This is a genomic window from Acinetobacter sp. SCLZS86 (genome assembly GCF_021560715.1).
GTDB classification, from domain to species: domain Bacteria; phylum Pseudomonadota; class Gammaproteobacteria; order Pseudomonadales; family Moraxellaceae; genus Acinetobacter; species Acinetobacter towneri_A.
In genome coordinates this window covers 2,796,383-2,817,722 of sequence record NZ_CP090864.1, presented here as the reverse complement: position 1 = coordinate 2,817,722, position 21,340 = coordinate 2,796,383, and the positions used below count along the sequence as shown (strand labels likewise).

At 41.2% G+C, this 21,340-nt stretch carries 24 protein-coding genes and 1 pseudogene; 13 read left to right on the top strand and 12 right to left on the bottom strand.

What is annotated here, in order from left to right; translation table 11 throughout:
* Nucleotides 1-31 precede the first annotated feature (31 nt).
* Together LZP46_RS13515 and LZP46_RS13510 are read right to left on the bottom strand one after the other, a co-directional pair.
* Nucleotides 32-1,012, bottom strand: coding sequence for an esterase/lipase family protein (locus tag LZP46_RS13515; protein ID WP_104852622.1), 981 nt, complete (start codon nt 1,010-1,012; stop codon nt 32-34).
* Between the two features lie 351 nt (nt 1,013-1,363).
* Entirely contained in the window at nt 1,364-2,392 is a 1,029-nt protein-coding gene (locus LZP46_RS13510) for a lipase secretion chaperone (RefSeq protein WP_236094096.1), read from the bottom strand.
* A gap of 143 nt (nt 2,393-2,535) precedes the next feature.
* Here LZP46_RS13510 and truB point away from each other — a divergent pair, with 143 nt between their 5' ends.
* On the top strand, nt 2,536-3,441 hold the full coding sequence (gene truB / locus LZP46_RS13505; RefSeq protein WP_236094095.1) for a tRNA pseudouridine(55) synthase TruB: 906 nt from the start codon (nt 2,536-2,538) through the stop codon (nt 3,439-3,441).
* 213 nt (nt 3,442-3,654) lie between these two features.
* The gene (locus LZP46_RS13500) at nt 3,655-4,113 is read left to right on the top strand and encodes a hemerythrin domain-containing protein (RefSeq protein ID WP_070153445.1); all 459 of its coding nucleotides are present in this window, start codon (nt 3,655-3,657) and stop codon (nt 4,111-4,113) included.
* Nucleotides 4,114-4,126: 13 nt separating this feature from the next.
* On the opposite strand, the gene LZP46_RS13495 is transcribed toward LZP46_RS13500, so the two are convergent.
* Entirely contained in the window at nt 4,127-5,005 is an 879-nt protein-coding gene (locus tag LZP46_RS13495) for an EamA family transporter (protein ID WP_236094094.1), read from the bottom strand.
* Between the two features lie 160 nt (nt 5,006-5,165).
* On the bottom strand, nt 5,166-6,398 hold the full coding sequence (gene serA / locus LZP46_RS13490; protein WP_004974541.1) for a phosphoglycerate dehydrogenase: 1,233 nt from the start codon (nt 6,396-6,398) through the stop codon (nt 5,166-5,168).
* 340 nt (nt 6,399-6,738) lie between these two features.
* On the opposite strand from serA, the gene LZP46_RS13485 reads away from it, so the two are divergent.
* The 4 genes and pseudogenes from LZP46_RS13485 to craA all read left to right on the top strand — a co-directional run bounded on the left by LZP46_RS13485 (nt 6,739) and on the right by craA (nt 10,372).
* Nucleotides 6,739-8,148: an FAD-binding oxidoreductase gene (locus LZP46_RS13485; RefSeq protein WP_236094093.1), complete on the top strand. Its 1,410-nt coding sequence runs from the start codon at nt 6,739-6,741 to the stop codon at nt 8,146-8,148.
* 157 nt (nt 8,149-8,305) lie between these two features.
* Nucleotides 8,306-8,677: a hypothetical protein gene (locus LZP46_RS13480; RefSeq protein WP_236094092.1), complete on the top strand. Its 372-nt coding sequence runs from the start codon at nt 8,306-8,308 to the stop codon at nt 8,675-8,677.
* 174 nt (nt 8,678-8,851) lie between these two features.
* A pseudogene (locus tag LZP46_RS13475) lies at nt 8,852-8,961 on the top strand (pirin family protein); the annotation flags it as partial.
* Nucleotides 8,962-9,142: 181 nt separating this feature from the next.
* Nucleotides 9,143-10,372, top strand: coding sequence for a chloramphenicol efflux MFS transporter CraA (gene craA / locus LZP46_RS13470; protein ID WP_236094091.1), 1,230 nt, complete (start codon nt 9,143-9,145; stop codon nt 10,370-10,372).
* 123 nt (nt 10,373-10,495) lie between these two features.
* Here the strand turns inward: craA and LZP46_RS13465 are convergent, their stop codons facing one another.
* The 4 genes from LZP46_RS13465 to LZP46_RS13450 form a co-directional block, all read right to left on the bottom strand.
* Entirely contained in the window at nt 10,496-10,792 is a 297-nt protein-coding gene (locus LZP46_RS13465) for a DUF3817 domain-containing protein (RefSeq protein WP_236094090.1), read from the bottom strand.
* Between the two features lie 340 nt (nt 10,793-11,132).
* Nucleotides 11,133-11,675 carry a superoxide dismutase [Cu-Zn] SodC gene (gene sodC / locus LZP46_RS13460; protein WP_236094089.1) on the bottom strand — a complete coding sequence of 181 codons (543 nt, stop codon included), beginning with the start codon at nt 11,673-11,675 and terminating at the stop codon, nt 11,133-11,135.
* A gap of 163 nt (nt 11,676-11,838) precedes the next feature.
* The gene (locus LZP46_RS13455; RefSeq protein WP_236094088.1) at nt 11,839-12,975 is read right to left on the bottom strand and encodes an AI-2E family transporter; all 1,137 of its coding nucleotides are present in this window, start codon (nt 12,973-12,975) and stop codon (nt 11,839-11,841) included.
* A 108-nt stretch (nt 12,976-13,083) separates the two neighbouring features.
* Nucleotides 13,084-13,728, bottom strand: coding sequence for a ParA family protein (locus LZP46_RS13450; protein WP_236094087.1), 645 nt, complete (start codon nt 13,726-13,728; stop codon nt 13,084-13,086).
* 115 nt (nt 13,729-13,843) lie between these two features.
* On the opposite strand from LZP46_RS13450, the gene LZP46_RS13445 reads away from it, so the two are divergent.
* Nucleotides 13,844-14,317: a Holliday junction resolvase-like protein gene (locus LZP46_RS13445; RefSeq protein ID WP_236094086.1), complete on the top strand. Its 474-nt coding sequence runs from the start codon at nt 13,844-13,846 to the stop codon at nt 14,315-14,317.
* A 133-nt stretch (nt 14,318-14,450) separates the two neighbouring features.
* Here LZP46_RS13445 and LZP46_RS13440 read toward each other — a convergent pair whose 3' ends face one another.
* Complete coding sequence (locus LZP46_RS13440) at nt 14,451-15,035, bottom strand: class I SAM-dependent methyltransferase (RefSeq protein ID WP_236095224.1); 585 nt, start codon at nt 15,033-15,035, stop codon at nt 14,451-14,453.
* A gap of 170 nt (nt 15,036-15,205) precedes the next feature.
* On the opposite strand from LZP46_RS13440, the gene LZP46_RS13435 reads away from it, so the two are divergent.
* The 3 genes from LZP46_RS13435 to LZP46_RS13425 all read left to right on the top strand — a co-directional run bounded on the left by LZP46_RS13435 (nt 15,206) and on the right by LZP46_RS13425 (nt 17,445).
* Nucleotides 15,206-16,264, top strand: a complete 1,059-nt coding sequence (locus LZP46_RS13435; protein ID WP_236094085.1) for an RNA-guided endonuclease InsQ/TnpB family protein — start codon at nt 15,206-15,208, stop codon at nt 16,262-16,264.
* Nucleotides 16,265-16,497: 233 nt separating this feature from the next.
* Nucleotides 16,498-17,025, top strand: a complete 528-nt coding sequence (locus LZP46_RS13430) for a hypothetical protein (protein WP_236095223.1) — start codon at nt 16,498-16,500, stop codon at nt 17,023-17,025.
* 9 nt (nt 17,026-17,034) lie between these two features.
* The gene (locus LZP46_RS13425; protein ID WP_236094084.1) at nt 17,035-17,445 is read left to right on the top strand and encodes a protease inhibitor I42 family protein; all 411 of its coding nucleotides are present in this window, start codon (nt 17,035-17,037) and stop codon (nt 17,443-17,445) included.
* Nucleotides 17,446-17,594: 149 nt separating this feature from the next.
* Here LZP46_RS13425 and LZP46_RS13420 read toward each other — a convergent pair whose 3' ends face one another.
* Nucleotides 17,595-17,927, bottom strand: coding sequence for a HopJ type III effector protein (locus tag LZP46_RS13420; protein ID WP_136144551.1), 333 nt, complete (start codon nt 17,925-17,927; stop codon nt 17,595-17,597).
* Nucleotides 17,928-18,161: 234 nt separating this feature from the next.
* On the opposite strand from LZP46_RS13420, the gene crcB reads away from it, so the two are divergent.
* Nucleotides 18,162-18,539: a fluoride efflux transporter CrcB gene (crcB, locus tag LZP46_RS13415; RefSeq protein ID WP_236094083.1), complete on the top strand. Its 378-nt coding sequence runs from the start codon at nt 18,162-18,164 to the stop codon at nt 18,537-18,539.
* A 169-nt stretch (nt 18,540-18,708) separates the two neighbouring features.
* Here the strand turns inward: crcB and LZP46_RS13410 are convergent, their stop codons facing one another.
* Nucleotides 18,709-18,963: a type B 50S ribosomal protein L31 gene (locus LZP46_RS13410; protein ID WP_019836896.1), complete on the bottom strand. Its 255-nt coding sequence runs from the start codon at nt 18,961-18,963 to the stop codon at nt 18,709-18,711.
* A 278-nt stretch (nt 18,964-19,241) separates the two neighbouring features.
* Between LZP46_RS13410 and LZP46_RS13405 the strand changes: the two genes are divergently transcribed.
* Together LZP46_RS13405 and LZP46_RS13400 are read left to right on the top strand one after the other, a co-directional pair.
* Entirely contained in the window at nt 19,242-19,523 is a 282-nt protein-coding gene (locus LZP46_RS13405) for a type II toxin-antitoxin system RelB/DinJ family antitoxin (RefSeq protein ID WP_136144463.1), read from the top strand.
* Complete coding sequence (locus LZP46_RS13400) at nt 19,523-19,843, top strand: type II toxin-antitoxin system PemK/MazF family toxin (RefSeq protein WP_131260605.1); 321 nt, start codon at nt 19,523-19,525, stop codon at nt 19,841-19,843. The genes LZP46_RS13405 and LZP46_RS13400 overlap by 1 nt, the downstream gene beginning before the upstream one ends.
* Before the next feature lie 158 nt (nt 19,844-20,001).
* Here LZP46_RS13400 and LZP46_RS13395 read toward each other — a convergent pair whose 3' ends face one another.
* Nucleotides 20,002-21,300 carry an ABC1 kinase family protein gene (locus LZP46_RS13395; RefSeq protein ID WP_236094082.1) on the bottom strand — a complete coding sequence of 433 codons (1,299 nt, stop codon included), beginning with the start codon at nt 21,298-21,300 and terminating at the stop codon, nt 20,002-20,004.
* Between the last annotated feature and the right edge of the window lie 40 nt (nt 21,301-21,340).

Below are 21,340 nucleotides of genomic sequence, written 5' to 3'. Positions count from 1 at the left end.
GGTTTTGCCAAGATTGAAATGAGCTTTACTATTACAAACCTTGTAATTTCAATCGGTTGGCATGTTGTCGATACAGTGCAACTGGGTCAGGTGCAAACAAGCCCGTTAAGCCAAACATCATGTTGGCAAGGTCGGTATGATTTAGTCGGTAGTTGTCACGAATGACGTGTCCAATGTGGGTACTACAACGTGCGACCATGCCATCGTTGTCTAAATTGCCATAAGACAGTGGGCCGAGTTGCATTAAAACAGTGTCAATATCCAGTAAATTGGTGGCTTGTGCTACACCTGTCCATGAATAGTAATGAATCCCGCGATCTACTTTGGCACCGCTGCTGCTACAATTTGCGGCCAAGGCTGTGGTTGGAAAACGACGGTTAAAATCTGCAGACGCTGTTTCGGTTAAAGAAGCCATCGATGCATCAAAATCGACAGGCATGTCTGGCTGTTGCTGCGCCCAAGTAATGAGAGGCGCCACCATATAGTCGCCTAAAATATTAAAAGCGGTGCGTGATAAACGATTATTTTGAATATCATCGGCAACTTTGGAGCCACGGAATGTACCTGCAACGCCCGTAATTGATGCCACATATTCAGGTTTGGTCGCAGCTACATAACGTACTGTTGGGCCACCATGTGAGTGACCAATTAAATTGACTTTGGATTTGCCAGTGATTGCCATGACTTCTTCGACTTGGGCAATCAGTTGCTCACCTCGAAATTCAGTACGGTGTGCAGGGGAGAGTTGTGCGGCAAATACGGTTGCGCCATTACGTGCCATATCTGGCAAAATTTGATACCAATAATCCATATTAAAGGTTTCATTGCCAATGCGTGACCATCCGAGCCAGCCGTGTACCATGAGCAATGGATATTTGGTTTTGGCATAGTCAGATTTGGCCTGTTCCTGAATAGGCAACACGCTTGGAGCAGCTTGAGCGACACCCATTGAACCGAGCAAGCAGCCAGTGACAGCCAATGTAATTGCCCGTATGTTAGAGATGATGGTCATAAAACAATCCTGTGTTCTTTATTTTTATTACAAGTGAAGTGGTGGCTTCACTTCCCTCCTGAAAGCTCAGATATGCAAATTGCCGTTGCTTGCGGCACGGTGTTGTGAGTCATCCTCGACTATTTTTTGTACGCTCAGGTATTTTTTCATGCGTAATTTAGAAAAAACATATCATTTGGGGACAGTTATTGCGCATTGCCCAAGAGATTTGTAAATCTACATGCATCTTGATATCTATTTAATATTTATAGACATTTGTATATTAAATCGTTGTGGTGGGTTTGTACTAAAACAGCTTTTCAGGCATAAAAATGGGGCATGTTGCATGCCCCAGTTGTTCTATGCAATATGTTAGTCAGCAAAGGGTAATTTTCCACCTTGATCATGTACCTGTTCAAAGGTTTCTAAACGCAATTGCTCTTGTGGATTTTGAAAATGCTGTCCGCGTAATTGTTTCACGGCTTGTTGCTTGGCTTGATCATTCATTCCACTTTGCATGATTTGATCACGCGTACTTAAATAATCCTCTACTCGTGATTTCCACTGACTGCGTTGCCCATCTAATTGTTCTAAACGCTGAGTTGCTTCAGGACCAACCAGATTTAAACGCATTTGGCGGATTTCAGCAGCAGAACCACCACGTGCTTTAATTGCCGCAGTCAAGCTGCGTAAATCTTGCAAGGTGTTCAGCTGTTCTAAATTTTCTTGCCAATCTTGAGGTAATTGTTTAAATAATTCCTGCAATTGTCGTGCTTTTTCAGCTTCAGATAATTTTTTATCATCCATGACTGCCATGCGCTTTAGGGTATATTCGTGATAGGCATCTTCCGTACCAAATAAACCTTCAATTTCATAATCAGAAAAATATTGTTTACGCAGATTTTGCATGCTGCTAAAAATGCTGCGGTAATATTGCGGATCTTCCTGATTTAAATTCGGTGCTTGCAGTTGTCCAAGCGCATTTCTGTAGTCCAAATAACGCTGCCATAAATCTAAAATTTGCGACAAGGCAGGTTCTTTATGTCCTTGTTGAATATAGCTTTTAAAATCACCACGAATCTGTTCAATGCTTTTTTCGCCATATTGGGTAATAAAATATTCAAAACAGTTACGGGTTTGCTCATTCACAATCAGACGATTACTTGCATCCAGTTTAAGCTGACAATTGACTTCGGTGTCCTGCTGACTTGGGCTTAAAAAATTTGCAGCAGGGTGATTCTGCATGGCTTGCTGCATGCTCAAAGCTTGAGATGTTTCATCATTTGAGCTTTGCTGGGGTGATGTATCGGGGGAGTTTGATTGTGGCATCAGCCAATACACCAAAGTTGAAATGAGCAGTATCACTACGCCTAAAACAATCCATATTTTATGTTTCTGCATTCCAATGCACCTGTATATCCATTTTATTTTTTTAATCCTAAGCCCCAAATATGCCATAAAAGTAAATCGCTGTTCTAGAAATGTTGTCATTTATCGCGGCAGATTGTTACCATGACGCAGTTTTGCTTTGACCTATGTGTGCTATGAAATCATCTGCGGCTAAAATCCAGCGCCGTGCCGTGAGTGGTGTATTTTTATTGAATAAACCTTTGGGCATCAGTTCCAATGCAGCATTGCAAAAAGTGCGTTGGTTATATCGGGCGCAAAAAGCAGGGCATACGGGGGCATTAGACCCATTGGCTTCGGGTTTGCTGCCGATTTGTTTGGGTGAAGCGACCAAATTTTCGCACTATTTACTCGATTCGGTGAAACGCTATCAAACCACTATTCAATTGGGACATAGCACCACCACGGGAGATGTGGAGGGTGAAGTGTTGTTGCAGCAGGATCTACCTGCATTGAGCCAAAAGAGCATTGAGCAGGTATTGGCACAATTTCAGGGCGATATTATGCAAGTTCCGCCTATGTATTCTGCCTTAAAAAAAGAAGGCCGTCCGTTGTATGAATTGGCACGACAGGGCATTGAAATTGAACGTGAAGCGCGTCCAGTCACCATTTATGCCATTGAATTGCTGTCTTTTACAGAACAGAGCATCACTTTGGATGTAACTTGTTCTAAAGGCACGTATATTCGTGTTTTAGGTGAAGACATTGCCAAAGCCTTGGGTACTTATGGACATTTGACCTATTTGCATCGGATTAAAACGGGGCATTTTGACCTGATTCCAAGTAATAGCATTGAATATTTGGAAAGTTTAAGTGAAGCAGAACGTGAGGCTTTATTGCTGCCTGCGTATGCACCTGTGCAGCATTTTCTACACATTCAAGTCCCTGAAGGACGCGCTGAATATTTTAGTCGTGGCATGGAAAGTAATATTGACCATCCTGCATCAGCGCAAGTTTTGGTCTTTGATGGTGAGAAGTGTTTAGGTTTGGCTGAAATTACAGATAAAAAACGCTTGGTACCGAAAAGGGTATTAAATCTCTAAATCTTGTTCAGATACATAACTTGAATAAAGTGGGTAAGTGAATTAAAGCTTTCTATACAAATAGTTGCAGGATTTTTGATTGATCTTCTATATAGTAGCTAGAAGATTAAAAAACGAAATCAAAACTGACTCCAAAGCCAAACCGATGTGGATGTGCGAGTAGATTCTTATCAATCTGTTCGCCGCGCATGGGTTAAAAATAGAGGTCTGCATATGAATATTTTTGAAGCTTTACGCCAAAGTCACGAGATTCAACGAGATTTAGCCCGCCAACTGACGCAAACTTCAGGCGATAGTCGTGAACGTAGAGCGATATTTGAACAACTTAAAAATGAATTATTTGCTCATGCGGTAGCAGAAGATCGCTATTTTTATATTCCTTTAATGATGACTGACGCGGGTTTAAATATCACTCGCCATGCTTTGGCAGAGCATCATCAAATGGATGAATTACTCGAACAATTAACCGAAACGGAAATGAGCAACACGGGTTGGCTGGCCATTGCAAAGCAACTGTCAGATAAAGTCCATCATCATTTAAAAGAAGAAGAACACGGCTTTTTTCAGCAGGCAGGCAAAATTTTGTCTGAACAGCAAAAACAAAGTCTAGCCAAGCAATATTTGGCAGAGTATGAAAAATACCAACAGATGTCTAAAGACAGTTTGGTTTAAGCATTATTCTGATTTAAACATTCTGCGGCTGTTTGGATTTTTTTACTGCTCTAAAAGTAACACCGACCGAAGCTAACATAATGCAGCATAAGGCGAGCCATTGCAGTGAAGTAATTTTCTCACCCAACAATACCAAGCCTGTCAGTGCAGCCAAAGCAGGCGATAAACTGGAAAGTGTGCCATAACTCATTTTGCTGAGTTGTTTTAAGGCCTGTAAATCCAGCGCATAAGGAATGGCCGTGGCAAGCACTGCAATGGCAAGCGCCTTGCCCCAATACTGGGTTTCAAACAGTGCGGGGGCATTGTTATACAGTCCGAATGGAATCAAAGCCAAAGCCGAAATACTGATGGCGATGGTCAGCGCGTGCATGCCAATATTTTGTTGCACCACTTTTTGCCCAAAATAAATATAAAAAGCCCAACACAATCCTGCACCTAGGGCACAGGCTGCACCAAACAGACTAAAATTATCGCCGTGAGCTTGTCCCCATGGCACCATAAAAATAATGCCTAAAATGGCCAAGAACACCCAGATATAATCTTTACGGTTTTGAATGGACAATAACGCCAAACCCAAAGGTCCGACAAATTCCAAACCCACCGCAATGCCTTGCGGTAATTTGCCCAAAGACAGATAAAACAAAATATTCATGCAGCCCAAGGCTGCGCTATAGCACAATAAATCACGCCATTTTAAATGTGCGAGCCGCGAAAGAATTTGCCATGAGCGAAACATGATTGCCACAATCACGCTGGCAAAGCACAGCCGTAAAATTGTCACACTAAGCGGGTCGAGTACCTGAAAGAGTTGTTTGGCAAATGAGGCACTGATTTGATAGGAGATCATGGACAGAACCATGAACAACACCGCAGTGAGTTGGGCGTTTGGCATGAGGCAGGAAAATACTCTAAAGCATCAGAATAGGAATAAGGGGCAGATTATACCAAGTTTAAAATACTAGCGGGTTGTGTAGCATGATGTTGTGCAGATGCAGCAGACATAAAAAACCACAGTACGCAGACTGTGGTTTTTTGTAGCATGCGCTGGTGGATTAGAACAATACACGTACGCGAATTGTGCCTTCAACTTCATGCAAGGTATCAAGCGCTTCTTTAGATGCCGTTGCATCAACGTCCATTACTAAGTAACCGACATCACCTTTGGTCATGAGTGACTGACCAGAGATGTTGATGCCGTGTTCAGCAAACAGGTTGTTAATTTTTGACAATACACCTGGAATATTTTGGTGAATATGTAATAAACGGTGTTTGCCTTCAGTTAATGGCAGTGCAATTTCTGGGAAGTTCACTGCAGATAAAGTCATACCTTTATCTGAATATGCAACGAATTTCTCTGCAACTTCTAAACCAATGTTCGCTTGTGCTTCCATAGTCGAACCACCCACGTGCGGTGTTAAAATCACGTTTGGTAGGTTGCGTAGTGGAGAAACAAATTCTTCACCATTGGCTTTTGGTTCTTTCGGGAATACGTCAACCGCAGCACCAGCAATATGACCAGACTTGATCGCGTCTGCCAAATCTTCAATCACCACACAAGTACCACGTGCCGCGTTAATGAAAATTGCGCCTTCTTTCATTTGTGCAAATTGTTCTTTTGCCATGAAATTACGGGTAGATGGTACATCTGGAACGTGTAAAGAAACCACGTCAGCATTTGCCAATAGTTCGCCCATTGAGCCGACTTGACGTGCATTACCTAAAGGTAACTTGGTCACTGCATCATAATAAATGACGTGCATACCCAAGCTTTCAGCCAATACTGAAAGTTGAGAACCAATTGAACCGTAACCCACGATACCTAAAGTTTTACCACGTGTTTCAAATGAACCGACTGCAGACTTGTTCCAGCCACCTGCATGCGTATCGGTTGATTTTTCAGGTACGCGACGTAGTAATAAAATTGCTTCAGCCAATACCAATTCTGCAACCGAACGGGTGTTTGAATAAGGCGCATTGAAAACTGGAATACCACGTTCCATTGCTGCAGTTAAGTTCACTTGGTTGGTACCAATACAGAAACAACCGACCGCAATTAGTTTGTTCGCAGCTTCAAAAACTTCTTCAGTTAGCTGTGTACGTGAACGAATTCCAATGAAATGCGCATCTTTAATCGCTTCTTTTAACGCATCGCCCTCAAGCGCCGTTTTACGATAATCGATGTTGGTATAACCCGCTGCATTTAACACGTCGATTGCGTTTTGGTGTACGCCTTCTAACAACAAGAAACGAATTTTATCTTTAGGTAGTGAAAGATGTTGGCTCATTACGGCTCCGCTACAAAGGCCAAATTTAGTGGCTGTATGATAACATAGGAGATGGGTCGATATACATTTCCTTTATGACCAAGAGTGCGGGTATTTTTGTCAGATATAATCTCTTTCAGAAATATTGCCCAAAATTGCCCTGTTCTGACCATGTTATATTATCGGAATTGCCAATATTCACAGGTTTTTCAAAAAAATCGCTTATAATAAGCGGCACACATGAAAGCCAACCCACGCTGTTGCTTTGATGCACATATTTAGTCTGCAGTATCTTCAAATTGATCAAGATATGCAGACAGTCGCTTTTCTTCCTGTTTAATTCTTGCTAGGTCTGCAAACGATGAATGCTCCAGTCGCTTTAACCCCTGAGTTATTGACCCAATTAACGGCAATAGTCGGTGAAAACCGTATTAAAACGGATGCCGATAGCCTCCAAAACTGGGGTCGTGACCATACAAAGCATTTTGATCCGAATCCATCGGTCATCGTTTTCCCATCAAGCACAGAGCAAGTACAAGCCATTGTAAAACTGGCGAATCAGTTTAATGTGGCCATTACTCCATCGGGCGGACGTACAGGTTTATCTGCGGGTGCGGTGGCAGCCAATGGTGAAATTGTCGTCAGCATGGACAAGATGAACCAAATCTTGGAATTTTTCCCTGCAGACCGTATGGTACGTGTGCAAGCGGGTGTGGTGACTGAGCAACTACAAAACTATGCCGAAGAACAAGGCATGTATTATCCAGTCGATTTTGCATCTTCAGGTTCTTCACAAATTGGCGGTAATATTGGTACCAATGCGGGCGGTATTAAAGTCATTAAATACGGCATGACCCGTAACTGGGTGTTGGGTCTGACTGTGGTAACAGGCAAAGGAGATATCCTGCGTCTGAACAAAGGCATGATCAAAAACGCAACAGGTTATGCGCTGCAACATTTATTTATTGGCGGTGAAGGCACACTTGGCTTAGTGACCGAAGCTGAAATTAAGCTAGAACGCCAACCGCAAGATTTGCAAGTGATGGTGTTGGGCGTACCTGATTTTAATTCGGTGATGCCTGTATTACATGCTTTCCAAGCTAAAATTGATCTGACTGCATTTGAATTCTTTGGTGAATTGGCGATGCAAAAAGTCTTGGATCATGGTCATGTGCAACGTCCATTTGAAACCGAATGTCCATTTTACGTGTTACTTGAATTTGAAGCGCCATTTGAGCCAATTATGGACAAGGCGATGGAAATTTTTGAACACTGTATGGAACAAGGCTGGGTGATGGATGGCGTATTGAGCCAAAGCCTAGACCAAGTTGAAAGTTTATGGCGTTTGCGTGAAGACATTTCTGAGTCGATTGCACCGTTTATTCCATATAAAAACGATATTTCAGTATTGATTACTCATGTTCCTGCATTTATTCAGGAAATTGATGCAATTGTGGCAGAAAACTATCCTGACTTTGAAATTTGCTGGTTCGGCCATATTGGTGATGGTAACTTGCACCTGAACATTCTTAAACCTGCCGATTTAAGCAAAGACGAATTCTTTGCCAAATGTCAGGTGGTAAATAAGTATGTATTTGATACTGTGAAGAAATATGATGGTTCTATTTCTGCAGAACACGGTGTAGGCATGACCAAAAAACCATATTTGGAATATTCACGTTCGGTTGAAGAAATTGAATATATGAAAGCGCTGAAAAAAGTGTTTGATCCTCAAGGCATTATGAATCCAGGCAAATTATTTGATTTGTAATTCATTGCGCCTTTCATTTATTTAAGTGAATTGAAAAACGCATCCTCGTGATGCGTTTTTTTATGCCGCTGTTTTAATTTTACATTTCTATGCTAGCGTTTTTGCGCTAACAGGGCATCATGGAAGCATAATTAATAATCAATATTTTGGAGGAGTTATGTTGCGTTTAATCACGGTTTCCGCATTGGGTGTTGCGTTGTTGTCAGGTTGTGCGACCACGCAAAACATTATTTCACAAGTAACGCCTGCAGAAACACCTTTGGCGCAAATACTCAAACAACGTCCAGATTTGCGTAAAGAATTGGCTACCGTAGAGATTCGTCAATACTTTAACCGTGTCGAAGCACCAACCGCGGCTGAAGTGAAAATTACCGAAACAGGCTTAATGGATGATTCGGTGCGCTCAATTCGCAGCATTTATCACTTTAAAAATATAAATGGACAATGGCAGCAGGGCGATGTGCAAACCGATTACTTATGCGCACGGGGTAAAAATACCAAGACTTTCCAAAGAAAAAAATGTCCTTAAATTGCTGTAGGGCTTAGGTGAGTCCGCATCTGAACCCAGACAATTGGACTGTAATGGAATTTGAACGTTGTTCTAAAAATACAACAAAGCGTCTGTGGATAATACTCTTCTTATCCACAGCTTTTATTTAGGATGACTTCATTCTAGTCAAAAATGTGTGAGCGCAGCATATCCATCAAAACGCTAGCATTTCTACACTGTAATGATCGCCTCATTGCCGTGGGTAGTTTTATCCTGTACTTTCGGTATTTTCATATTATCAATTGGGCAATACGGTATCGCCTTAACCCGCTGAAGGAGGTGATGCCTAACTTGGTCTGATGTCACATCAAGTGCCGCAATTTATTTAACGGGCTTAAAAAAAGCGCCACAAATTTGCCATTCAACTCTGTTAAACTGCAGTTCAAATTTCTATTTTTATGGGCTAAACGTGGCTGACTTGCATCGTTTAGTCCTTTACAACTCATGCCACAGCAGCAAAAAAATACCATTCAACGTGCCACACTCATGTTTCCCTTGGCTTTGGTCTTGTTTGAGTTCGCGGTTTATATTGGCAATGACTTGGTTCAACCCGCAATGTTGGCCATCACACAAGATTTTGGTGTCAGTAGTGCATGGGCAGCTTCGTCCATGTCATTTTATTTGCTTGGCGGTGCTTGTGTGGCGTGGTTATTGGGGCCACTCTCTGACCGTTTGGGACGCAAAAAAGTATTATTGGGCGGCGTGGCATTTTTTACCCTAACCTGTTTATTGATCTTATTGACTCAGAATATTGAAAGCTTCCTTGTTCTTCGTTTTTTTCAAGGTTTTGGTTTGTCAGTCATTAGTGCAGTTGGTTATGCGGCTATTCAGGAAAACTTTGCAGAACGTGATGCAATTAAAGTCATGGCGCTCATGGCGAACGTGTCTTTACTTGCTCCCTTGCTCGGCCCAGTCTTAGGTGCATTTATGATTGAGCATGTTTCTTGGCATTGGGGTTTTATCGGCATAGCACTGTTGGCATTTTTGAGTTGGTTTGGACTGAAAGCCAAAATGCCTGAAAATCAGCAGCGTATTCCCAAACCTCCATTTCGAGATGTATGGGATGATTTTAAACAAGTTTTTCAAAATACCAGATTCTTAGGTTTGACATTCGCGCTGCCCTTATTGAGCATGCCTTTAATGTTGTGGATTGCGTTATCTCCTGTGATGTTGGTAGAAGAGTTAGGCTTTAGTAGTCTGCAATACGGTTTGGCGCAGTTTCCTGTTTTGGGTGGTTTGATTTTAGGCAATCTGGTACTGATGAAAGTCATAGACCGTTTACCTTTAGGAAAAACAGTCTTGATTGGTTTACCTTTAATGTTGTTGGGTAGTGTGCTGATCGTATTGGGGGCAATTTGGCAAAGCTATTTTGTTTGGTGTTTAGTGATTGGTATGAGCCTGATCAGTTTTGGTGAGGGAATGAGCTTCTCAGTCTTATACCGTTTCGCCTTAATGTCATCGGAAGTGTCTAAAGGTACTGTTGCTGCTAGTGTTTCAATGCTATTGATGCTCTGCTTTTTTATTGTGATTGAACTGGTGCGTGTTTTATATATGCGGTTTGATATTTGGGCGTATAGTTTGGCTTGTTTGGTGCTGATAACGCTGTGGTTTAGTTTGCCACGCATGATGCTTAAACAGGTGATGCAGGAGCGAGTTGCTGCAGGGCAGTTTTAAGGGTTTAAATTTTTCAGCTGCATCATAAAACAAGGCGATGTGGCATCACCTTGCAAACATTTGATTTATAAATTAAATTTCAGAAAATGTGTAATGTGACGAAAGCTGAAAAGGACTTGCAGATTAAGCTTGTACTGGTTGTTCCATCTTTTTCAATTTAGCATCAAAAATAAACGGGCCAAAAGGTAAAATTGAAGCAATTAAGCCCAAAATAAATATTTTAAGAGACCATTTTTGTTTTTCGCAAACCACAAAAAGCACCACTAAAAATTCGATAAACAATACGCCGTGTCCCATACCTACATATTTCACTAAAATTGGGTTATCGAACATATATTTCATGGGCATAGCAATAAATAACAACAATAAGAATGAAATACCTTCTAGGAACCCAACCCAACGTAATGTTTTAATGTTCATGCCCAAATCTTTTACATGTCGATAAAACAGCAGTGTAGCGCAAATAGTAACAATCGCAAAGACGAGCTGTTGCGAGCTCTGCACATTGATGAACTAGATACGATGGCTGCAAAATTGAGCTAATTTTGTGCAAGTTAGTAGCAAGTTATTCAAAAACGAGTAAGTGTGGTTATGAAATACGACCGATATAAAGCAAGAAGAGCTGCATTGAGTGTAGTTTGAGAATAATCCTCAAAAAGATAAATTTTACTTTTTGCGGATAAGTAGAAAGGCGTGTGTATAACCCTTAACTTATCCACAATTGGTAATAAATGTTTTATTGAAAATGCATCATGCTCGCTTAAATAATCCCACAGGCAATTCGCTCACCGCCGCCGCCCAATGGTTTTGGATGGTCGGCATAGTTATCACCGCCTGCATGAATCATCAAGGCCAATCCTTCAACTTGTGCCAATGTTAAACGGGGTGCAATCACGGTCACTTTGGCTGTTCCGTCGTTTGCAACACTTAAAGCCGGTAAGTCTCCTAAATGTCCTGTCAGCGGTGTACCATGATGCGTGACATTTTTGGGGTTATAATGTCCGCCCGCTGCCAAAGCAGCAACCATTTTTCCATCTTTTTCTGCTGCTGCACATGAACCTTTTTCATGGATATGAAAACCTCGTTCCCCTGCAGGGAGTTGTTGGAGTTGGGTGTGAATGACTAAGCCTGCTGCACTGTCACGCAGTTCAACCGTACCTAATTCCTTGCCAATCCCTTGTGCTGAAACAGCATGCATTTTTAAGATTTTAGATTTTTGTTGTGTGGTCGCGGTGGTGCTGCAACCCATGAGTACTAGGCCACTAAAAGCAGCAAGACTGGCAAATTTGAGTATTGAGCGCATAAAAGACATCCTGTTTGTTGTGCATGATATTTAGGGATGTCTTGATTGAAGCAAAGTTAGCTCCGTTACAATACAACGTTTGCGTAGTAGTATGTATGTACTGTGTTGAGCTGATTTATTCAGATCAACACAGCCATGTGAACAATATGATCAGTAAAACAGCTTAATCAAGCTTTGAATTGGATGATGAATCGTCTTCAGGGAGATCATGCGCAAGCGTGGCTTTGGGCAACATTAAAGCTTCATTGTTATTTTCATGCAACCATTCACGCCAAATGGCCAGTAACACGGCCAAAATCACAGGGCCAATAAATAGACCAATTAGACCAAAACTGGCAATTCCACCTAAAACTCCAAACATGATTAACAGGAATGGAATTTGAGTGGCGCCCGAAATCACCAAAGGACGAATCACGTTATCGGCAGTGCTGACCACACATACACCCCATGCCATGACTCCAATCGCTTCCATCGTATGCCCTTGGCTAAATAACCACAGCGACACCGAACCATAAGCTAAAGGTGGGCCAAACGGAATCAGCGCAAATAAGAAAGTCACAATGGTTAGCACCATCGGATTAGGTACATCGGCCACAAAATAACTTACGCCTGCGAGTAAAGCCTGCGCAATTGCAGTAAGACCAACGCCATAAACCACAGCACGTGTGGTTTCAGAAATAGTATCTAAATAGTGATGAATACGTGGCCCAATCACCATTTCTAAAGCCTTGCTGACTTGATGCAAAATGGTGTGACCATCGCGGTAGAAAAAGAATAGCGATAACAGGGCAAAACCCAGTTTGATCAGGTTTTTGCTAACTTCATTAATCACCACTTTGCCGTAATTTAAATGTCCCTGAATCCATAAGGAAATGGATTGCACAATGCTGTTGGGATCATGATTAATTTCTTTAAGGGTACGCGTTACTTCTTTACCAATAATGGGTAAATTGCGAATGAAATCAGGGACATTTAAGTGCCCAGAAAAGACCTGTTTTTGTAATTCGTAATATAAATTACGACCTTCATGTTGCAGAATAAAAATGGCAAAGGTGAGTGGAATTCCCACCACCAAAGTGACCATCAGCATCATTAGGGCTGCACTGAGCGTAGGTCGCTGACCACATAGACGCAGCACAGATTGATACAGTGGCCAACTCATGTAGGCAATAATCGCTGCCCAAACAACAGGAACAATGAAGTATTTGAGGATGTGAAAACTCAAAAAAATCAGGACAAAAAACAGTCCAAACAATAAAATTTTTTGTAATGTTGGCGCGTATTGTTGCACTGAATTCACTGAAACATTCCTAAGGTCATCTGCCATATTAACTGAAAAAAAAGCTCCCGAAAACGAGAGCTTGGTAAGTTCTGGTGAATAAATTCTAAACTGTGGTGATTCTATGCATTAAAACCATTGAGCAGGGTCATCTACAATGGTGTTTAATACAGGTTGCCATTGGTTTTGCATCTGTAAATAAGTTTTTTGGGTTTTATCAAAAATACTGAGACCCTGCATGGCCAATTGTCCGTAAGCGGCACGTTCTGAAATCCAAGCCACAGGTTGTTGTTCAATTTTCTGGAAAAAGTCCTGAATATCTTTAGAGCTGGCAGAGTTGGGTTTAACACGGTTGGCCAACAATAAAATTTGTACCTTGCCTTTGCGAATGCGCTTAATATCTTGTAAATGCTTTAAAAAGCGACGGGTGGAGTCAATGTCAAAAAATGAAGGTTGTAGTGGCGTGATAATGGCATGTGCTTCACTGATCAATTGCTCGGCATGCTCACCCGATAACGCACCAGGTGCATCAATAATTAAATATTCAATGTTTTTGGGTGCATCGCCAATCGACTTTTCATGACGCCAATCTAAACTTTGAATTGGAGCGGCTGTTTCTGGTCGTTGTTTTAACCATTGCAGTGCAGATTTTTGGTTGTCGGCATCCGCCAAAGCAACTTTATAGCCTTTTTGTGCAAGCGCAGATGCTAAACTAATAGCCGTAATGGTTTTTCCACAGCCACCTTTTTGGTTGGCAATTAATATAGTTTTCATGACCCTCGAATCGATTTTAATCTGCTCATCCCTAGCATATCATTGTTTTGTGCTCGGAATATGACAGTTGACAAAAGTCGTATCGAGTTCTGCAAAAAAGGTTTAGGAAGGTTTTATGTCAATCTGGATGGCAATGCTGATGGGTGCCTGTATCGGCGTGGTGCTGACCACCTTAATATTAAGTAATAGCCGCAATGGACGGATTAAAGCCGAGTACGAACAATATATTGCAGAAATTGAACTGGCGCATCAGCAGGCGTTATTGCAGGCACAAAAGCGCAGTGTGAATACCAGTCGTGCGGTGCTGAAAGGCAAAATGGCAGAGCAATTGGCACCGATTATGCCCGAGTTTCAGTATTTACCGAGTGATGCAAAATTTTTAGGTGATCCTGTTGATTATATCGTATTCGATGGCTATACCGATTATCGTGATGGCGATGGGCGTGCCGAAGATATTGCAATTGTCTTGATTGATATTAAAAGTGGCGGTGCGCGTTTGACTAAAGGTCAGCAAGCAATCGCTCAGGCCATTCAGCAGGGCAGACTGCGTTTTGAAACCATTCGGATTGATTTTCAAGATGATGATTAAACATCATTCACGCTGCAACAACGTGACATGACGTCATCTTTGTGGGGTGCATGGTAATGTAAGAGGCATAATTGGCTTTAGCTATTGAAGCAAAGTCTTCGCATTTAGATTTTAAAGTGATGACTTCAATTTATCATTTAGGTTTATGTACTCGCGCCAATAACATGCGCTGTGCAAGTCTGGGGATACCTGCAGCATCAATATAGCGGACTTCACCCAATTCAAAACCTGTTTCCAGTAGGGTATTTTCAATGTCACGGTTTAAGTGACAGCCATCTGCAACTTTTTTTTGAAGAGGCGTGAGCAGATGTTGTAAACGCTGAACATTCAAATTTTGTCGATTTAAAACGTGTTCTACGAGGTGCAAAGTACCGCCTGGTTGCAAGACGCGATAAATCTCTCGTAGGCTTTGTTCTAGGTCTGGAATACTGCACAAGGTCCACGTGGACACCACATGATGCAATTGATCATTTGCAAAAGGCAGTTGTTCTGCACTTGCGGTAATGTGCTCAACCACGAACGGTGCGGCATCAATTCGTTGCTGCGCCAATTGGAAAATTGCTGCATTGGGTTCTAAGGCATACACGGTATCTACACTTTGATAAAAAGGTAAATTTAAACCTGTGCCAAAGCCAATTTCCAAAACCTCACCCGCTACGCTCAATAAAAGCTCACGACGTAAATCCATTAAGGATGGGGTTTGCATGACCTGATTCATCAAGTGCGGAAAAATATGTTTTTGATAAAATTTATCCACTGGAGCGTAAAACCTCGTGGTTCAGCACGAGGATATAAGCGACTGGAGTAAATCATATGAACGACACGAAATGTCTTTTTAAATACTTGTACTATAGTCACTATTAAGAAAAATACTGTTAAAATAATTGGATGAAGACACTCAAATTACGCATAAAAGACAAACATTGCAAGGTGCTAAATCAGTTAGCATCTGAAGTAAATTTTGTCTGGAATTATGTCAATGATTTGTGTTTTAAGCATCTACAACGTAAACAACAATTCTTTTCAGCATACGACCTTGCAAAATACACGAAAGGCACATCGAAAGAATGCAACTTGCACAGTCAAACTATTCAGGCAGTGACAGAAGAATTGGTCACAAGACGCAAGCAGTTCAAAAAAGCAAAACTAAAATGGCGTGTCAGTAATAAAAAATCAGCTAGACGTTCACTGGGTTGGATACCGTTTAAAAAGGTTGCAATCAAATATGCTGATGGCTATGTTCAATATGGCAAGCATCAATTTAAACTATGGGATAGTTACGGATTAAGTCAATACAATATCAAAACAGGCACATTCGTAGAAGATAGTCGTGGACGTTGGTATGTTTGTCTTGTAGTTGATGCAGTCAAAATAGAAAAAAACAACGCTAAAACCTCAATTGGCATAGATTTAGGTTTAAAAGATTTAGCGACTTGTTCAGATGGCGTAAAACTTAAAGCACCTCAAATCTATCGGCAATATGAACAAAAACTTGGTATTGCTCAACGTGCAAAAAATAAGAAACGTGTCAAAGCCATCCATGCCAAGATTAAAAATGTAAGACAAAACATGCTGCATCAATTCAGCCGAAAACTGGTGAATGAACATGCAGCCATCTTCGTTGGCAATGTGAATGCCAAAGCATTAGCGCAGACCAAACTAGCCAAGTCTGTGCTAGATGCCAGTTGGACAACACTAAGAACCATGCTCAAGTATAAATGCGAGAACGCAGGGGTATGTTATGAAGAAGTCAATGAAGCCTATACCACCCAAATTTGTTCGTGCTGTGGCTCACGCTCTAGTAGTCCGAAAGGTAGAGCAGGTTTAGGAATAAGAGAGTGGCAGTGTGTGGAGTGCGGTACGCTCCATGATCGGGATGTAAATTCCGCACTGAATATTCTTGCGCTCGGACATGAGCGTCTAGCAGTAGGAATCTCCGTCCTTTAGGTCGGGGAGGATGTCAAAGAGCATGTGCGGATCTGATTATGGATTTTATGACCCTAAGCTTAGCTGAAATTACAGGTTTTTGGTCATGCCAGATTAAGCGAATGAATGCATTTTGTTACCAATTTCAACTATTGTATTCATGATCTGTGATTAAGATAAATATAGATAGATGAATTTGTTAGGTAGACTTTAGAATGAACACACATATTTCGCTAAAACTCACGGCATTGTTAATGACTCTGGCTTCGCCATGTTCTGTCTATGCCTCAGTCGAGCGTAATATTGCCAAAGGTCTGCCTCCTGTATTGAAAAGTCAGTCGATTGAAGTGTTGCAACCCTTTAAAGGTGACTTTCGGATTTTGGGTTCAAAAGTCTATCAAGATGATGCCCAAGCCAAATTTTCTCCGATTGATTATGCGGTAAGTTGGGGCTTGTTTGCTGAGCCTGAAATTGCCCGTCATATCACAGTCAATCAATATGACCGCTATTTAAACTGGAAAATAGACCGTTTACCTGTGCCTGCTGAACAAGCCATGCAAATGGTATCTAATATGCACATCATTCCTGCTAACCCAAAAATTGCCAAAGACATTCAAAAAGTAAAACGTGGTGATTTGGTGCGTTTAAAAGGTGAGTTGGTCGAAGTGAAAGATCAGGACTTGGTTTGGACGTCCTCTCTTACACCAACCGATACGGGTGATGGTGCTTGCGAAGTGTTTCGCGTTAGCTCGATTCAGTGGATTGAAAAGGTTAAAAGTTAGGACAGGGTGATGAATTGCTATTTGCGCATGGGTTTGAGTAGATGTCTTGTGGCATTGGGCTTAAGCGCATGCACACGTATGAATTCAAGCATTGATGGGCAAACTTTTAAATTTACAGCGCAGCAGCAATGTCCCGCATTGTTAGAGATGGATGTCGGACAAACTTTAGAATTACAACTGAATGAAAACCCAAGTACAGGCTATCAATGGAGTTTGGTAGAGTCACTGAAGCTATTTGATGTAGAAAGTATTTATCATACTGCTGAAGCTTCATCTTCTGCTCAAGTAGGGCAAGGTGGACAAAAAATATTTTATTTTCAGGCAGTCAAGGCTGGTCAGGAATTGCTCCACGTGAAACATGCCCGTGCATGGGAAAAAACCGCAATACAAGAATGGCAATGTCGGGTGCGTATTTCTTGATATGTTTGATTATGCTAAACAGCTTGAATTGTTGTGAGATTTAGCAGCAAAAAATCTATAATTTTCTTAAAATAAAAAGCCGTGTGAGGCTGTTTATAATCAGTATCGCACTGCTTTCCTATCTAAATTTAAAACTAAAATACTAAAAATTATTTGGCGCTGAGTGCTTGTCCTTCAAATTGGATGCCATCCCAACCATGTTGCATAAACTGGCGAATATTTTGGTGGTCACTGCTTGTCGGGTTTGCACGTACCGAGGCATAGTGTTCTGCAAACAAACTGAGGGTTTGTGCCTGATCTAAACCTTTTAACTGAGCAAAAGAAAACACTTTGGCGCTGCCCTGATTTTCAGTGGCCGCATTGTTTTGTTGTCCATTTTTAAATGCGGTTGGGGTGTGGTTATAGTGTGCTTCAATGAATGCAATCACATCGGCAAATGTTGCACTGCCTGCCTCAACTTGAGCCAATAATTCTTTTGCCATGACATCCTCCACATGTGCCTAAATTGAAATAATATGCAGACTAGCGCAATTTGGTTTTGAGTGGAAAACTTTTTCGTGTATTTAACTTATGTTATTTAGGAAGATGTAAAATCTGAGCAAAGATATAGATGCTTCGGGCAAGAATATCTTGAAATACAGAGAGAGATCACATGTGACTAAAAATTATGGCTGTGAGAAATACACGACATAGCCGCAAAAAGGACAGTAGAACAGATGAATTGGCTATTGGTGGCAATTGGTGGTGCATTGGGGGCAAGTTTACGTTATGCCGCAAGCTTGTATTTATTTAAATCGGCACAGCATTTTCCATGGGCAACGTGGTCGGTCAATCTGTTTGGCTGCTTTTTGGCAGGTGTATTTTTTGCATTGAGTCAAAAATATCCTGTGTTACAGCAGGAAGCCCGCTTATTACTGATGGTGGGTGTTTTAGGTGGCTTTACCACTTTTTCTAGTTTTGGTTTGGAAACTTGGCAACTCTTAAGACATGGACAGCAGGGGATGGCGTTTAGTTATGCGCTTTCTAGTGTGGTTTTAGGCGTGATGTTTCTGGGATTGGGTTTTTATGTAATTCAACAGTTTTTAAAACATTAACTGCTTATATTTGCTTTTCAGATAAAAAGAAGCCCAAGCTGGAGGAGAGTGCTTGGGCTTTGAAGATAGAGGATATCCCATCGTTTCGATGAGCAATCTTGCTATTTTTAAAATATAAAACAGAAAACTTAACTGAATATGAAGTGTTTGTGAGATTTTGCAATAAAACTCAAGCTTTGCGTTTGAAACGTGCAAAGCGTTTGTTGAAGCTCGCAACACGTCCTTCATTACTAGTTTGACGTTGCTCGCCTGTGTAGAACGGATGCGATGCGCTTGAAATATCCAAAGTCACATAAGGATAAACTTTGCCCTCGTACTCTTTGGTTTGGCTGCTTTGTAAGGTGCTGCCAATCACAAAATAGGCATTGGCGTTGGTGTCGTGGAATAAAACTTCACGATATTCAGGGTGGATATTCGGACGCATGAGATTTCTCCAAACTAAGTGTGCAATTTGTGAAATGTTATAACATAACAATTGATTTAGCAAATAAAACCCACATGCATTCTTTCTAGTGAGTTTTACATCAAAAATTATCCAATCCCTTTTTAAACCTGTTGTATAAGGGCTGTCATTGAGGGAATAGTGTCTGCACAGATTAAATAATTTTTTCTATTGGAAGTGAAAAGGCATCGTAAGAACAAGTTTGACCCATGCCATTTTAAGGCATAAAATGGCATTCAGTGGTATGTATGGAGTAGATGATGACAACATTGGTAAAAAAACGGGTTCAATACACGGTTGATCAGGCAATTATGGAATCGGCAGAATACATTATGACAAAAGTTGGTCTGACGCCTGCCACTGTAATGAGCATGGTTTACGCTGAAATTGCACGAACTGGAAAAATACCTGTCACGACTCAAGTGAGTGACGAGGATTTGAATACAGCAAGATTAATCGCTATGAGCCATAATGTTCCTAGTGTAAAAGTGTCTAGCGCTGCGGATACTGCTGCTTTTTTAGAAGATGATGGCGGCTACTAATGACCCAACAACTCTATTGGGCTTATGTTGGCTTTACAGATATTGCCGAGGGTAAGACCAGACCTGTGTTGTATATTCGCCAAACGGACACCGACTATGTTGTATTCCGTTTAAGTAGTCAGTACGAAAATAAGTCTGCTTTTATTAAAAGCAAATATGTGGAAATTAAAAACTGGCAACAGGCTGGTTTAAAAAAGCCATCGTGGATTGATACAGTACAAACATATCAGCTGCCTATCCAAAAAACACAACTCACTTATATTGGACAACTGTCTGCCGATGATCTGGAATGCTTAATCAAACACCTTGAAATTCAATAATTTGAATTTCATCGTTTCAACTTGAATGAATCGGTTTAGATAACAAAAAATTCTCCTACATTTGGGAGGATTTTTTGTCTGGATTATAATTTTAGTTACGGAGCATAAAACAGATTGAGTTTTATTTTCAGCATCCTTTGCTGAGTCCAAAGCTGAGTCTAAGCTCGTGGTGGAACCAGTTCTTCAAAAATATCATTTAAATTATCATGTACTTTTAAATGAATTAAATTCCAATAATGTCCTGAAACGGTACGATTCACCATTAATGTATCGGGAGAAGGCTTAAACACATCCCAATATTTCAGTGAAATTTTGACCAACTCAACACCATCATGATGCGCAGAATTTTCAGCAAAATCATAATGTGTGGTGAGTGGACGCATCAGCACTTCTAACCATTGCAAATATAAATCTTCAGGGAATTTGCCCAATGCAGAAATGGCCTGTAGTGCGTCTAAATGCTGTTCAATTGCGGCAATATCTTGCGCACGTGCAGCATGAATCAGTTGTCTAAAATGATGAACTACATCATTCGACAAAGTTTTGACGCCGCCGTAATCATAAATCACCACAGAACCATCTTGGCGAAACGCAAAGTTGCCCGGATGCGGATCGCAATGAAAGCGTTTTAAATAAAAGATTTCTTGGCCCATGGCACGCAATAAACGTCGTCCCAAAGTATTACGGATACCCTGTGGCCATGTGCTTGCCGTTTCAATACTTTCACCTTGCTCTAAGCTCAATGTGAGGATATGCCGTGATGAATAGTCTTTAAACACTTGCGGGATAATAATTTTATCATCCAAAGCCGCATGAAACGTACGCGCTACTTCTAGGTTTTGTGCCTCAATCTGGTAATTCAGCTCATTGTCTAAACTTTCCTGAATTTCCTGAAATAGACGGTCTTGTAATTTACGGTCTATTTTAAGTACACCCATTAAACGCAGTGCCAAACGGACTTGTTTCAGGTCACTTTCGCAGGCTTCATCGACCCCAGGATATTGCACTTTGACCACCACTTGCTCGCCATTGGGTAAAATGGCTTTATGCACTTGCCCAATAGATGCGGCTGCAAACGGAGTTTCATCAAAGTGTTTAAAAATTTTGTCGAGCGGTTTACCGAGTTCTTTTTCAACTTGTGCCTTAATTTCAGCAAAAGGCATGGCAGGTGCTTGGCGCTGTAATTTACTGATGGCTTTTGCAACTTCAGGCGGAAAAATATCTTTATATTGCGAGGCAATTTGCCCGACTTTCATCACCGCACCTTTCATTTCGCCTAAGGTATCAGCAATTTGGATGCCAATATCTTGAAACAATTGGCTGCGAGCCGCATTTTTTTGTTCTTCATCTGCGGTGATGTTTTTAATCGAGTTCGTTACCGTTTTGGTTGCAATACTTGCTGTCATGCTCGCAAGTTTCATAAAGCGACGACCGGGTGTGCGCGCCGTTTTTGCCATGCGATGTTCCTCAAGATCATCTTTACTATCTTTTGATCAT